This window comes from Glycomyces tritici, from assembly GCF_030403505.1.
Window position 1 is genome coordinate 23,633 of the sequence record NZ_JAUEMJ010000012.1, and the last position, 13,970, is coordinate 37,602.

At 70.9% G+C, this 13,970-nt stretch carries 14 protein-coding genes; 6 read left to right on the forward strand and 8 right to left on the reverse strand.

Features of this window, described 5'->3' with window-relative positions:
* The first annotated feature begins 74 nt into the window (after positions 1–74).
* The gene (locus tag QWI33_RS26075) at positions 75–956 is read left to right on the forward strand and encodes a TetR/AcrR family transcriptional regulator (protein ID WP_289958101.1); all 882 of its coding nucleotides are present in this window, start codon (positions 75–77) and stop codon (positions 954–956) included.
* On the opposite strand, the gene QWI33_RS26080 is transcribed toward QWI33_RS26075, so the two are convergent.
* The 8 genes from QWI33_RS26080 to QWI33_RS26115 all read right to left on the reverse strand — a co-directional run bounded on the left by QWI33_RS26080 (position 937) and on the right by QWI33_RS26115 (position 7,957).
* The gene (locus QWI33_RS26080) at positions 937–1,350 is read right to left on the reverse strand and encodes a type II toxin-antitoxin system VapC family toxin (RefSeq protein ID WP_289958102.1); all 414 of its coding nucleotides are present in this window, start codon (positions 1,348–1,350) and stop codon (positions 937–939) included. The genes QWI33_RS26075 and QWI33_RS26080 overlap by 20 nt on opposite strands.
* Positions 1,347–1,601, reverse strand: a complete 255-nt coding sequence (locus tag QWI33_RS26085; protein ID WP_289958103.1) for a hypothetical protein — start codon at positions 1,599–1,601, stop codon at positions 1,347–1,349. Before QWI33_RS26085 ends, QWI33_RS26080 begins: the two co-directional genes overlap by 4 nt.
* A 40-nt stretch (positions 1,602–1,641) precedes the next feature.
* A complete protein-coding gene (gene hemB / locus QWI33_RS26090; protein WP_289958104.1) occupies positions 1,642–2,628 on the reverse strand; it encodes a porphobilinogen synthase in 987 nt (328 codons plus the stop codon).
* A gap of 22 nt (positions 2,629–2,650) precedes the next feature.
* Positions 2,651–4,231, reverse strand: coding sequence for a bifunctional uroporphyrinogen-III C-methyltransferase/uroporphyrinogen-III synthase (locus QWI33_RS26095; RefSeq protein WP_289958105.1), 1,581 nt, complete (start codon positions 4,229–4,231; stop codon positions 2,651–2,653).
* On the reverse strand, positions 4,228–5,208 hold the full coding sequence (gene hemC / locus QWI33_RS26100) for a hydroxymethylbilane synthase (protein WP_289958106.1): 981 nt from the start codon (positions 5,206–5,208) through the stop codon (positions 4,228–4,230). The genes QWI33_RS26095 and hemC overlap by 4 nt, the downstream gene beginning before the upstream one ends.
* A gap of 47 nt (positions 5,209–5,255) precedes the next feature.
* Complete coding sequence (locus QWI33_RS26105; RefSeq protein WP_289958107.1) at positions 5,256–6,629, reverse strand: glutamyl-tRNA reductase; 1,374 nt, start codon at positions 6,627–6,629, stop codon at positions 5,256–5,258.
* Between the two features lie 62 nt (positions 6,630–6,691).
* Entirely contained in the window at positions 6,692–7,429 is a 738-nt protein-coding gene (locus QWI33_RS26110; protein WP_289958108.1) for a redox-sensing transcriptional repressor Rex, read from the reverse strand.
* Between the two features lie 279 nt (positions 7,430–7,708).
* Positions 7,709–7,957 (reverse strand): glutaredoxin family protein, encoded by a 249-nt coding sequence (locus QWI33_RS26115; protein ID WP_289958109.1) that lies wholly within the window; start codon positions 7,955–7,957, stop codon positions 7,709–7,711.
* A 346-nt stretch (positions 7,958–8,303) separates the two neighbouring features.
* On the opposite strand from QWI33_RS26115, the gene QWI33_RS26120 reads away from it, so the two are divergent.
* From QWI33_RS26120 to folP, 5 genes are all read left to right on the forward strand, one after another.
* A complete protein-coding gene (locus QWI33_RS26120; protein ID WP_289958110.1) occupies positions 8,304–9,128 on the forward strand; it encodes an ECF subfamily RNA polymerase sigma factor, BldN family in 825 nt (274 codons plus the stop codon).
* Positions 9,129–9,561: 433 nt separating this feature from the next.
* On the forward strand, positions 9,562–10,638 hold the full coding sequence (locus QWI33_RS26125) for a DUF5667 domain-containing protein (RefSeq protein ID WP_289958111.1): 1,077 nt from the start codon (positions 9,562–9,564) through the stop codon (positions 10,636–10,638).
* Between the two features lie 330 nt (positions 10,639–10,968).
* Complete coding sequence (locus tag QWI33_RS26130; RefSeq protein WP_289958112.1) at positions 10,969–11,859, forward strand: HAD family hydrolase; 891 nt, start codon at positions 10,969–10,971, stop codon at positions 11,857–11,859.
* A 38-nt stretch (positions 11,860–11,897) separates the two neighbouring features.
* On the forward strand, positions 11,898–13,007 hold the full coding sequence (locus QWI33_RS26135) for a hypothetical protein (RefSeq protein WP_289958113.1): 1,110 nt from the start codon (positions 11,898–11,900) through the stop codon (positions 13,005–13,007).
* A gap of 101 nt (positions 13,008–13,108) precedes the next feature.
* Positions 13,109–13,906 carry a dihydropteroate synthase gene (folP, locus tag QWI33_RS26140; protein WP_353895493.1) on the forward strand — a complete coding sequence of 266 codons (798 nt, stop codon included), beginning with the start codon at positions 13,109–13,111 and terminating at the stop codon, positions 13,904–13,906.
* Positions 13,907–13,970 lie beyond the last annotated feature (64 nt).

A 13,970-nucleotide genomic window follows, 5' to 3' on the forward strand; every position in this document is an offset into this window, starting at 1 on the left:
ACTTGAGAATGCGAGTGAGCGCTCGCAATAAAAATACGAGCGATCGCTCGCAATTACAAGCCCGAGGGGGACGCGTGCCCGACGACACAGCCAAGCCGGAGCGGAAACGCCAGGCCAGAGGCGAGAAGCGCATCGAGGAACTGCTCGACGCCGCCGCCGCGGTCTTCGCCGAGCGCGGCTACAAAGCGGCCGGCACCAACGAGATCGCCCGGCGCGCGGGCGCCTCCCCCGGCACGCTGTACCAGTTCTTCGAGAACAAGGAGGCCATCGCCGAGGCCCTCATGGCGCGGTACGTGGCGCGCCTGCGGGCGGCCCACGGCGAGGCCTTCGACCCGGCCGTGGCCGAACTGCCCCTGCCGGAGATGCTCGACCGCATCATCGACCCGGTGGTGGCCTTCGACCGCGCCAACCCGGGCTTCTACGCCCTGCTGGCGGACCCCCACCTCTCCCCGGAACTGGCGAGCGCGAAGAAGCCCGCCCAGAAGATCATGTTCCAGCGCCTCGACCAGATCCTGGAGCGGCGGGCCCCCGGCCTCCCGGCAGAGCAGCGAACCCGCACAGCGGAAGTCGCGGTCCACCTCTTCAGAGGTCTGCTCCCCCTCATCATGAGCGCGGCAGAGGAGGACCTGCCCACCCTCGTCGCCGATACCAAGGGCGTACTCCGCGATTACCTGTCATCCCGCATCGGGACCTACCCGCGACGAACGACTCGCACACCGGCCGAGGAGGAACGAGCGCGGGCCGCGCGGGCGAACCTCCGCCGCACGGCGGATGAAGGCCTGTTCGATTTCGACCGAGCGGTCGACCTCGACAAGTCGGTCGACGACGGACTACTGCGCTACGCGATGGAGGTCCTGGACGTCGACTCCCGGACCGACGCGATCACCCGATCGCTTCACGAGGCCGTCGAGGCGCGCGAAGCCGAGCCGTACCGCGTCACGGACAAGGAGGAGTGAGGAACTTGCAGCGGGGTCCGTTGCTGCGTGTCAACTTGAGGTCAGTGGTCAGCAGCGGAGCCCGTCGCCATTCGGCGACAGCGATATAAGAGGCGTCGTATGCGGTCACGCTGCCGCGCAGTTCCCAGATTCGACTCGCCAGAACCGCGAACGGTTCGCAGTGCACCGGCAGGGCCTGCAGGTCGCGGTAGGCGAGAGCGGCCGCCGTCTCATCGATGGTTCCCTTGCGCGCTTCGCGCCGGAGGATGTCCGCCGTCTCGTAGTGCAGCATTTCCGGCGCGAAGAGCCGCTTGCCCCGCATGTGGCCGACCGCCCATTCACTGATCGGCCCAGGCTCGATGAGCACCGCGGCGACCGCTGACGCGTCGACGACCAGCCCGTCTCCATCGGTCATCGGCGATCTGCGTCCCGCGATTCGAGGATGTCTTCGATGGTGACGGTCGAACCCGAAGCGTGTACCCGCGCGCGTGCACGTTCGAGAACCACATCAAGGGGCGGATGCGACACCGTGGACTCGATCAAGGTGAGCATGTACTCCTGCAACGACTGCCGCTGGCGGGCCGCCCGAGCAGCCAGTTCGTCCCGCCATTCGACCGGCACATGCCGGATCGTCACGCTGGTTTCGATCGCATCCGCTTTAGCCATGCTTGCATTATAGCTGCACTGGATGCGAAATGACTTCATCCTAACGGAGCAAGGCCGCCGCTTCCATTGCCGCGTAGGTCGCGATGACGCCGGCGCCCGCGCGCTTGATGCTCGTCAAGGACTCCAGGATCGCCGCGTCGCGGTCGATCCAGCCGCGCTCGGACGCCGCCACGATCTGGGCGTACTCACCGCTGATGTGGTAGGCCGCAACGGGAACCGGGCTCCGCTCGGCCGCGGCCTTCACGATGTCGAGGTACGGCAGCGCCGGCTTGACCATCACGATGTCCGCGCCCTGCTGGATGTCGAGATCGATCTCGTGCAGCGCCTCGGTCACGTTCGCGTTGTCCTGCTGGTACGTGCGGCGGTCCCCCTGCAGCTGCGACTCGACCGCGTCCCGGAACGGGCCGTAGAACGCGCTCGCGTACTTCGCCGCGTAGGCCAGCAAGCCCGTGTCGGTGTGGCCCGCTTCGTCAAGGGCCGCACGGACGTAGCCGATCTGGCCGTCCATCATCCCCGAGGCGCCGAGCAGGTCCGCGCCCGCTTCGGCCAGGGACACGCCCATCTCGGCGTACCGCACCAGCGAAGCGTCGTTGTCCACAGTGCCGTCCGGGCGGAGCACGCCGCAGTGGCCGTGGTCGGTGAACTCGTCCAGGCACAGGTCCGGGATGACCACGAGGTCGTCGCCGACCTCCTCGCGGATCGCCCGCGTCACGACGTTCAGGATCCCGTTCGGATCGGTTGCGGCCGAACCGATCGCGTCACGCACCGCCGGGATGCCGAAGGGCATGAGCCCGCCGAGCCCGGCCCGAGCGGCCTCGACCGCGAGCTTGCGCACCGAGTCCACCGAATGCTGGAACACCCCGGGCATCGACGCGATCTCGACGGGCTCGTTCAAGCCCTCCTTGACGAACACCGGCAGCACCAGGTCCGACGGATGCACGCGCGTCTCGGCCACGAGACGGCGAAGGGCCGCAGTGCGTCGCAGCCTCCGAGGGCGGATGACCGGGAACTCGGGACTGTTCGGCACTGCGACCACTTCCTTTGCGTTGCTAACGGAACCTCAGGGCCGTCGGCCCCTGGATCTTCTGGCCCCGACGGGTCTTGATCGGGCCCTCGGCCAGGCGCTGCTTCAGCTCCATGGCGTACTCCGCGAGGGCCTCGATGAGGTCCGGCACGGAGGCGTTCTCCGGCTTGGCGTCCACGCGCAGACCGAACTCGGTCGCCGTGTCGGCGGTCGCCGGGCCGATGCACGCCACCACGGTGCGCTGGTGCGGCTTGCCCGCGATGCCCACGAGGTTGCGCACAGTGGACGACGAGGTGAAGAGCACCGCGTCGAACCCGCCGGACTTGATGGCGTCGCGGATGTCAGCGGCCGGCGGCGAGGCGCGCACCGTGCGGTACGCGGTGACGTCGTCGACCTCCCAGCCGCGCTCGCTCAGGCCCGAGACCAGCGTCTCGGTCGCGATGTCGGCGCGCGGCAGGAGCACCCGGCCGACCATGTCGAGGATCGGGTCGTGCGGCGGGAAGACCTCGAGCAGGCCCTCCGAGGACTGCTGCCCGGTCGGGATCAGCTCGGGCTCGATGCCGAACTCCCGCACGGCGTTCGCGGTCGCCTCGCCGATGCAGGCGATGCGCAGCCCGCCGAACGCGCGCGCGTCCAGGCCGTGCTCCTTGAACTTCTCCCAGATCGCCTTCACCGAGTTCTGGCTGGTGAACACGATCCACGCGTACCGGCCGTCGACCAGGCCCTTGATGGCCCGCTCCATCTGGGCGGGCGTGCGCGGCGGCTCGACGGCGATCGTCGGGACCTCGCACGGGATGGCGCCGTAGGCGCGCAGGCGCTCCGACATGATGCCGGCCTGCTCCTTGGTGCGGGGGATGAGGACCTTCCAGCCGTAGAGCGGGCGACCCTCCCACCACGCGAGTTCGTGCCGGTCGTCCACGCCGGGGCCGATGGTGAGCACGACCTGCCCGGCGTAGCCGAGCGCCGCCTCCACGAACGTGTCCACAGAGGAGGTCGTGGTGTACTCGGTCTCGCCCGTCGCGTCACCGGTCACGGCGACCGCGGTCTCGCCGGAGACCCCGCCCGCGAGCAGGATGTCGCGCAAGGAGGACAGGTCCGAGACGTCGGCGGTGACGGTGAGGCTGCCGCGCTTGATCGCGTCCGCGATCATGAGCGGCTCGATGGAGGCGATGTCGTCGATGTCGATGACCGTGCGGATCTCCCCGGGAGGCATGCCCGCGTACACGGCGACGGCCTGCGCGTGGCTCATGCCCGGGATGACCTCGAAACGGGCCTGCTCGGCGCTGGCGGCCCTGATCTCGGCCTTCGCGAGCCGGTTCGGGTACGCGTCGCCGACGATGAGGCGGGCGATGTTCTCGCCCTCGCGCGCCGCGGCGGCCATGAGCTTGCCCTGGTCGCTCGGGGAGGACTCGATGAGCTTGATCTTCGAGTCGTCGCCGTTGAGCTCCTTGGCGGTCTCGATGAGCGACTGCGGGAGCGACCGGTCGTAGTAGACCCGGTCGGCCTCGCGAATCGCGTCGAGGGCGCGCTTGGTCAGCAGTCCCGGGTCGCCTGGGCCGGTCCCGACGAAACGCACGCGGCCCACCGGCTTACGGGCACTGGTCATGTTCTCTCCATCAACAGTCGTCTAAAGCTTGGGTCTAACTTCAATAGTTGCTCGGCACCGGCCTCGAGGAGGTCCTCGGCCAGCGCTCGCCCCACGGCGGCGGCACGGGCGGCCAGTTCGTCGGCGCCCGCATCGCCTGTGTCAGGGAGAGCGGCGGTGGTCGAGAGCCGCTCGATGACGGAACCGTCCTCGGCACCGACGGCCCCCCGCAGATACAGGTCGACCTCGTCTGGCGAAGCGCCTTCGGCGACATCGGCGAGTGCGGCGACGGGAGCGCTGCATCCGGCTTCGAGTCGTTGCAGAAGGGCGCGTTCGGCGGCGACGACGGCCTGTGCGTACCGGTCGTTGAGCTTACTTGAGATCCGCGCAGATGTCATGTCGGCTTTGCGGCATTCGACCGCCAATGCCCCTTGTGCTGGGGCGGGAAGCATCACTAGCGGGTCCAGGTACTCCGTGATCTCCGCCTGCCGCTCGATGCGCTTGAGGCCGGCTGCCGCGAGGATCACCCCATCGAGGTCGTCGCCGACGCGGCCGATGCGCGTGTCGATATTGCCGCGGATCGGCACGCACTCGAAGCCGCGCCCCAGGGCGTTCAGCTGCGCGATGCGCCGGGGCGAACCGGTCCCGATCCGCGCGCCCGGCCCCAGGTCGGAGAGGGTGCGGCCGTCCGAGGCGATGAGCACGTCGCGCGGATCGGCGCGCGGGGGCACACTGATGACGAGGTGCTCGGGCTGGGCCGTGGGCAGGTCCTTGTACGAGTGGACGGCGATGTCGATCTCCTCGCGCTCCAGCGCATCGCGCAGCTGGTTGACGAAGACGCCGACGCCGAGCTGGGCGACGGGCACCGTGGTGCCGTCTCCTGTGGTCTTGATCTCGACGAGCTCGACCTGCTCCCCCGTGAGGCGCGCGATCTCGTCCGCGATCATGCCGCTCTGCGCGAGCGCGAGCTTCGATCCCCTGGTCCCGACTCGGATCACAGGTGGTTTCCCTTCCTAAGGCCGGCGGCGCGAAGCGCTCCGGGCTGCTATGGGGCGGTGCCGAGGGTCTTGCCTGCTTCGGCCGCGAGGACCGGATTGACTTTGAGGGCTTCCGCGAGGTCGCCGCTCTGCGGTTCGGCGACGGCGGCCGCGTCGAGCGCGAACAGGTCGCGCAGGGCGCGCGCGTAGTCGGGCGCACCGGGCTGGCCGGCGAGCTCGCGGACGCGGACGGTGGGCTCGTGGAGGAGCCGCTGCACCACGCGGTGCACGGTGCGGGCGACCTCGGCGCGCTGGTCGTCGGTGAAGTCGCCGCGGCGGGCGACGCGGGAGAGCTCGGCCTCGACGATGTCGGCGGCGGCCGAGCGCAGGGCGGCCACGGTGGGGGTGACGGCGTCGGCGCGCAGGCTCTCGTTGTAGGCCGCGATCTCCTCGGCGAGGAGCGCCTCGACTTCGGCGAGGGTGTCGGCGGCGGCGCCGGCGGCGTCGGCGCGCTGGATCTCGGCGATGTCGATGACGTGCACGCCCTCGAGGCGCGACACCTCCTCGGCGACGTCCTTGGGGAGGGCGAGGTCGCAGACGACGAGCGGCGCGGTGCGGCCGGCGAGGTGGGCGGCGCGCAGGACCGGCTCGGGCGAGGAGGTCGCGCACACGAGCAGGTCCACTTGCGCGGCAAGGGAGGTGAGGTCGTCGTAGGCGGCGGTCTCGGCGTCCCAGACGGCGGCGAGCCGCTCGGCCTTCTCGCGGTCGCGGTTGGCGACCTTGAGGGACTTGACGCCCGAGCGCGCGAGGGTCGCGGTGGCGAGGCTGCCCATGGCGCCGGCGCCGACGACGGCGGCGCGGGCCTGGGAGAGGCCGTTGGCGAACCCGGTGCGGGCCAGTTCGCGCTCGGCGAGTTCGAGGGCGGCGGTGACGACGGAGGGCGCGGCGGCGTCCACGTCGGTCTCGGCGTGGATCCGCTTGCCCACGCGCAGGGCCTGCTGGAACAGCTCGTGGAGGTGGCGCCCGACCTGGTCGGCCTCGCGCGCGGTCTCGTAGGCGTCGCGCAGCTGGCCGAGGATCTGGGGCTCGCCCGCGACCATGGAGTCGAGGCCCGCGGCGACCCGGAAGGCGTGGGCGGCGGCGTCGGCGCCGTGGCGCACGTACCCGCAGGAGGCGAAGTCGAGCTCGGCTTCGGCGTCGCTCAGGCCCCACACGCGGTGGAGCTCGTCGACGATCGCGGAGAGGCCTCCGTGGAAGGTGGCGGCGGTGGCATACACCTCGACGCGGTTGCAGGTCGAGAGCACGACGGCTTCGCGGACCTCGCCGCCGCCGCTCAGGAGCGAGCGCGCGAGGTCGGCGGCGGCCTCGGGGCCCACCGCGAGCCGTTCCAGGGTCTCCACCGCGGCACTGCGGTGCGAGATGCCCACTACCAGGAGGTTCACTTCACCGTTCCCGTCTCTCGGCCGTGCTCTTCACGTCCCCGCAAGCGGTCGACGTGCCTCATCTACGTCTCCGCGAGCGGTCGACGCGACTGCTGCTTGACGTCTGTGTTCGTCCGGCCGATGGTCTTGTGGTGTTCGTGGAAGGAGAGGATCTGCAGCTCGACGGCCAGGTCGACCTTGCGGACCGCCACACCTTGCGGCACGGCGAGAACACATGGCGCGAAGTTGAGAATGCTTGTGACACCAGCATCTACGAGGAGGTCGGCCACGTGTTGGGCGGCCGCGCCGGGTGTGGCGATGACCCCTATGTTGATGCCTTCGTCACGTATCGCGCCTGCCAGCAGCGCCACATCGCGCACCAGGATCCCGTCCAGGTCCTTCCCTATGATGCCCGGGTCGGCGTCGAAGAGGCCAACGATGTCGAAGCCTCGTTCGGAGAATCCGGGGTACCTGGCCAGGGCTTGGCCCAAGTGACCCAGGCCGATGATGGCCACGCGGGAGTCTTTCGTGAGTCCGAGCACACCCGCGATGTAGGCGGCGAGCGCGGCCACGTTGTAGCCGACGCCGCGCATCCCGGAGGCCCCGAGCTGGGAGAGGTCCTTGCGGAGCATCGCCGAGTTCACGCCCGTGGCGGCGGCGAGGGTTTCGGAGGAGACGGTCTCGACGCCGGCTTCGCCCAGCGAGCTCAGCGCCCGCAGGTACTCGGGCAGGCGCCTGACCGTCGCGGCCGGGAGGTCGGCGGCCGTTGCGGAAGGGCCGCTGGGGGCCCGGTGGTCAGTGCCTTCGCCGGTGGTCGTCAATGGTGGAACTCCAGGTCCGCTAGTCCCGCGCCGCCGTTCACCGGCGCGCAACCCAGCTTAGGAGGTGGACCGTGCGCGAGCTCGCACAGGCGGCGCTAACCTGCGCCGGACGCGACTCGGCGGCTCGCGGGACCGGTGCGGTACACCCCCGTAACACTGGGCGAAGCCCAGCTGTACCGATAGCCGGTTGTTCCCGGCGAGCCGCCGTCTGGATTGATTTTGCCCTAAAAGACCGCTGATGCCCGTAAATCAATATTTTTCGGCGCGTCGTCCTCGGGATCACGAATTCGAGGAAGCCTCGAGATCGCGCGTGAGGCGCGGCACGTCGACGTCCCAGTAGCTGTGCTCGCGGCCGTCGAGCAGCACCACGGGGAGCCGATCGCCGTATTCGCGCGCCAACGCAGCGTCATCGGCGACGTCCACCTCGGTGAAGCCGAGGCCCGCCGCGCGCGCCACCCGGTCGAGATCGGCGCGCGCCGCCCCGCACAGATGGCAATCCCTTGTAGTCAGCAGCGTCAGCCTGTTCACCCTGCTCCCTCCCTGGATCAGAAGATCGCACAATCTGTGCGACACCCTCCGTCATTCCTCGATCACTATTGAGCCAGAACCGGTCCGCGAACGCGGACCTCCAAACATTTGGGGAGGTAATGGTGGGATTCCGCCCCCGCGAAGAAGGGTACGTCGGTGCGCCGGGCGAGCGCCGACATCACCCGCAGTCAAGCCGTCACCGAACGCGACACGCCGAACGCAAATCCGCGTCGGCGGCCTTCCTGATTTCTAGACTCAGGCGGGTCAGTCCCTGCGGGACCCGATCGCATGACTCGGCCCGACCCCTCACACGAGGAGGCCACTAGTGCCCGGTATTGCACCAGCAATGGTGACGAACTACGCGAACCGCCACACCGCAACGCTCACAGCAGAATTCGCCCCTTACCTGAACGCCACCGCCATCGCCGACGCCCTGACCCGGCTGCCCGCCCCGACCTTCGAGCGGCTCCGGCAGGCCGTCTGGACGGTCCTGAGCCTCGACACCGGCACCGCCGAGCAGCACCACGTGCGCTCCGGCGCCGGCGCCGCGGGCGGGGCCACCGAGGCCGCCGGCCCCGACCAGCACGACCCGAGCACCGACCAGGTCGACGGCGACGAAGTGGCCGACCTGGTGGCGCGCGCCCAGGACGGCGACCCGGGCGCCTTCGGCGAGATCTACGACCGCTACAGCGAGACGGTCTACCGCTACATCTACTTCCGCGTGAACAACGCCCAACTGGCCGAGGACCTCGCCTCCGAGACCTTCCTGCGGGCGCTGCGCCGCATCTCCAGCTTCAGCTGGCAGGGCCGGGCCTTCGGGGCCTGGCTGGTGACGATCGCGCGGAACCTGGTCGTCGACCACTTCAAGTCGGGCCGCTACCGGCTCGAGATCGTCAAGCCCGACGTCCTGGGGACCGACTCCCCCGAGACGGACCCGACCACCTCCCCCGAGACCGCCGCGCTGGAGAAGCTCACCAACGCCACCCTCCTGACCGCGGTCAAGAAGCTCAACCCCGACCAGCAGGAGTGCATCGTCCTGCGGTTCCTCCAGGGGTTCACCGTCGCCGAGACCGCCCGCACCATGGGCAAGAACGAAGGCGCGGTCAAGGCCCTGCAGTACCGGGCCGTGCGCACCCTCGCCCGGCTGCTGCCGGACGGCTTCCGAGGTTGAGGTAGGCGTTTCCGATCCCTTTTCCTTCTCCTCTCCTTCCTTCTCCGACGGCTCAGGCTGCTGTCGGAAACTCGACAAAAACCCGTCTCCGCGGGCACCGACCCGCGAACCCGTCATCAGCGATCCGCCGGGCCCTACCCGGCCGGACCGACACTGCCAGGTCAGGGCCGTTCACCGGTCCTCTACCGCCGTGGAATCGAGCCGCGAGGCGGACAAAGTGGTCCGCGTCGCAAGGTTCTCGGCGAACCGTAACCTCAGGGGCTACTCGTGCGTTGTTCTCAGTACAGGAGCAGGATCCATGCAGTGAGAGGGGGTGTGCCCGGTGACTTTGAACCCTATGGAGCGCCGCCGCGCGGAGGAATTCGCACGGCTGCTTGACTCCGAGGAACCCTCCCTCCCTCACCAGCACAGGGCTGACACATCGGCCGCGACAGTGCACATCGACACCGCGGAAGCGTTCGCCGAACTCGTCGGCGTCACCGAACGGCTCGGCGGTCTCGGCGAGCAGCTCATGGCCGCGAGCCGGCCGTCGCAGCACTGGCAGGACGCCACCAGGCGGCGGCTCATGGCCGTCGCCGCGGAAGAGGGCATCGGCGTCACCGCCCGGGCCCGCGCCAGCGCCGTCGTGCCCGACACCAAACGGGCCCCGGTGCTGGACGACATGTTCCCGCGCCGCCCCCGCGGCGGGCGCCGCCTCGCGATCGTGGCGGCCCTGCTCACCGGCACCGTGGCCGTCTCCGGGGTCTCAGCGGCCTCGGGGGACGCGCTGCCGGGCGAGACGCTCTACGGCGTCAAGCGCTCCACCGAGAAGGCGCAGCTCGCACTGGCGGGCAACGACCTCGGGCGGGCGCAGCTGTACCTGGAGTTCGCGCGCACGCGCATCCAGGAGGCCTCCGAGGTCGTCGGCGACGACGCGGCGGTCGCCACCGCTTTGAGCGACGCCACGGGCGAACTGCGCAGCGGCACCGCGCTGCTGGGCGCGATCGCAGTGGAGAGTGGCGATCCGGCACCCCTCGACTACATCGACCTGTTCACCAACGAGCACCGCTGGGTGCTCGAGGACCTGGTGGCCGAGCTCGACGGCGAGGCCCTGACGGCCGGCGAGGAGCTGGTCGCGGTGCTCGAGGGCGCGGCGGTCCGCTCGGTGGAGCTGCGCGGCGCGCTCGACTGCACCGAGGCCGGCGGCGAGACCGACGCGCTGGGCCCGATCCCGGGCTCGTGCGCGAAGGACTCCATGGACGCGACGACCCCGGTCGAGCCGAGCGGTGCCGAAGGCGCCGAGAGCGGTGCGGTCGAGACCGACGGGGGCGATGCGGCGACCGGCGGGACCGACGGCGAGTCGGAGCCCGCTGCGGGCGGGGAGCCCGCCGGGAGCGCCGAGGAGCCGCGGACGGACCCGACCACGGGCGGCGCGAGCGACCCGGCGACCACCGGTGAGCCGAGCAGCGAGCCCGAGGGCGAGGACGTCCTGGGCGAATTGACCGGGATCCTCTCGGATTTGTTCGAGTAACTTGGCGCCCTTCGGGGTACGCCGTATCGGGCCGATGTCGGCCCGGCAGTGATGCAAGGTGTGGAGTAACGGGCCGGGACGTCGAGAGGCGTCCCGGCCCGCCGCCTTGTGTGCTGCGGGCCGTATACCGTCCCTGACCCCCACCCGCCCTGGGGACCGTCGTCACCACGACGGCGCGGGGGTACGACACGACGAGGGGGTCGCGGAGCACATGTCGCCCGAAAGGGAACGCACGCAGCGTTGGCCGTATAACCAGGGCCACACTGGAAATTCATCGAGCTCGCGTCCTGGCGTTACAGGGCGTCTGCCTGAGGCTTGTAGGCTTTTAGAGTGTCTGAGATCGAGGCTTCCTCCACCGCCTCCGCCGCGCCCCTTCCGAGAACCGCGCAGGCCGGCGGCTCCGCGCTGACCCATTCCGTCGTCGTCGAGCCCGCCGCACCGGGCGACGACGAGCTCGCCCACCGCCCCACCGCCGCCTTCTTCGACGTCGACAACACCCTCATGCACGGAGCCTCCACGTACTGGCTCGCGCGCGCCCTCTCCAAGCACGGGGTGCTCTCGGGCCGCGACATCCTCAGCTTCGCCTGGAAGCAGGCCCGCTTCAAGTTCGGCGCCGAGAACCACGGGCACATCTCCTCCGTCAAGTCCTCCGCGCTCGAGCTCGTCGCCGGGTTCCCGGTCTCGGAGATGAAGGCCGTCTGCGAAGAGGTCGTCGACCGCGACATCTCCCCGCGCATCCTCGCTCCGGTGCGGCGGATCGCCGAACGCCACCTCGAGGCCGACCAGGAGGTGTGGCTCGTGACGGCCAGCCCGGTCGAGCTCGCCGGGGTCCTCGCCTCGCGGCTGGGCCTGACCGGGGCGCTCGGCACGATCGCCGAGGTCGAGGAGGGCTGCTACACCGGCCGCCTCGTCGGCGACCTCATGCACGGCCCCGCGAAGGCGGACGGCATCGCCGAGCTCGCCGCCGAGCGCGGCTTCGACCTCGAGCGGTGCACCGCCTACTCGGACTCGGCGAACGACCTGCCGATGCTGCGCAAGGTGGGGCGCGCCATCGCCGTCAACCCGGACACGCGCCTCGCCCGCCAGGCCCGCCACTACGGCTGGCCCGTCCTCGACTTCCGGCGCGGGCGCCGCGCCGCGAAGCTCGCACTGCCGACCGCGGCCGCCGCCGGGGTGGGCGCCGGCCTGCTGTACCTGTACAAGTCCCGCGAGCGGGACTAGGCGCACCCGGCCGCGGCCGGCGGAACACGAAGAGGCGAATGGCAGGGCACATCGACGCGGCGCAGCGGCTCACCCTCGCGGGGACCGCCGTGCTCGCCCTCGCCTGGCTCGCCTGGCCCTCCCCCGACCGTCCCGAGGCCGCCGCGGTGCCCGATGCGGTGCCGACCGTGTGGGAGACCTGGGACGCCGAGCCCACCGACCTGCCCGGCGTCATCGACGGTCGGGCCTGGACCCCGCTCACCGTCCTCGACGACCCAGCCCCCGATGTCGACGCGTTCCTCGGCACCGACGAGGCCGGGTCGCTGCTCTATGTGGAGCTGCCCGCCGAAGGAGCGGCGACCTCGAGCGTGGTCGCCGAGCCCGGCGGCGTGCCCGGCGTGGTGGCCGCGGCGGCCACCGATGCGCGCCTCGCGTGGCTCCAGACGGTGCCCGACGCGCAGGGCCGGGTCGTCTCCGAACTGTGGACCGCCGAGCGCGGTGCGGACGGCCGGCCCGGCGAGGCCGCCCTGCTGACGGCCGACACCGGGGACGTGATCACCGCCGGCAGCGCGTACGACCTCCAGTTCGCGGCCGAAGGGCTGCACTGGCTCTCGACCGCGCGCGGCGGCACGCTCGTCACCGAGCACCGCTCGATCCCCGTCGCAGGCGGCGAGGTGGCGGTCGTGGGCCACCGCGGGGCGTGGCAGTCCGCCGCCTGGCCGTGGCTCGCCAGCGCCGGGTCCGACTCGCTGGGCGGGGCGCAGTTGGTGCGCACCGACACGGGTGCGGGCGTGAAGGTGTTCTCCGGGTCGGACGAGCTGACGCTGTGCTCGGCCACGTGGTGCCGGTTGATCGTGACCGCCGACGACGGGGCGCGGGTGGACCTCGTCCGTCCAGACGGGAGCGACCGGGTCACCGTGGCGGAGGGCTTCAAGTCGGCGGTGTCGCCGGACGTGGGGCTCATCGACCGGTTCGAGCCGCTCGCGGAGGCCAAGGCCGCCACGGGGGACGCGACGACGGTGACGCTCTTCGACCTCGAGGCGGACGCCGAGTACCTGGTGGCCTCCCGTGCGGGCGAGACGGGCGCGGACGCGCAGTGCCTGTGGTGGTCGACCGGGACGGGCGAGCTGCTGGAGTGGCACGTGCTGGACCTCACGGACCTCGCTTGATGCGAGGCGTTCGCGGACCCGGCCCGGGTAACGTCGATGCCGTGACCACACCTGGAGCGTTGCACACACCGGAGGAGCCGGGCCCGGCCCGGCCCCAGATCATGGGTGTCCTCAATGTCACCCCCGACTCGTTCTCCGACGGTGGGCGCTACCTCGACTTCGGCGACGCCGTGGCGCACGGCGAGCAGATGGGCGCCGAGGGCGCCGACCTGATCGACGTGGGCGGCGAGTCGACGCGCCCGGGTGCGGACCGGGTGGACCCGGCGACCGAGATCGCGCGCGTGGTGGACGTGGTGGCGGCCTTGTGCGAACGGGGCCTTGCCGTCTCGATCGACACGACCCGGGCGGCGGTGGCCGCGGCGGCGATCGGGGCCGGTGCGAGCGTGGTGAACGACGTGTCGGGCGGTTTGGCCGATCCGGACATGGCGCGGGTCGTGGCGGACACGGGCGTGCGGTGGGTGCTCATGCACTGGCGCGGCCATTCGGCGGACATGCAGCGCCTCCAGCACTACGAGAACGTCGTCGCCGATGTGAAGGCCGAGCTGGAGGACCGGGTGGAGGCGGCCCTGGACTCCGGTGTGGACCGCTCGAGGCTGATCCTGGACCCGGGTCTGGGGTTCGCGAAGTCGGCCGAGCACAACTGGCGGCTCTCGGCGCACCTCGACGAGTTCACGGCGCTGGGGTTCCCGGTGCTGTTCGGCTCCTCCCGCAAGTCGTACCTGGGGAAGCTCCTGGAGGACGAGAGCGGGAAGCCGCGCCCGGTGGGGCAGCGGGAGGCGGCGACGCTGGCGACCTCGCTGCTGGCGTTCGAGGCGGGCGTGTGGGGCGTGCGGGTGCACGACGTGGCCGGGACGGCGGACGCGCGGGCCGTGTGGATGGCGACGCGCCGGGCCCGGTAGGCCCTGACGGATCCCTGACAGCGCGCCGTCGGCGCGCTGCGCTGCCGTGCGCTGTGACCTGGGC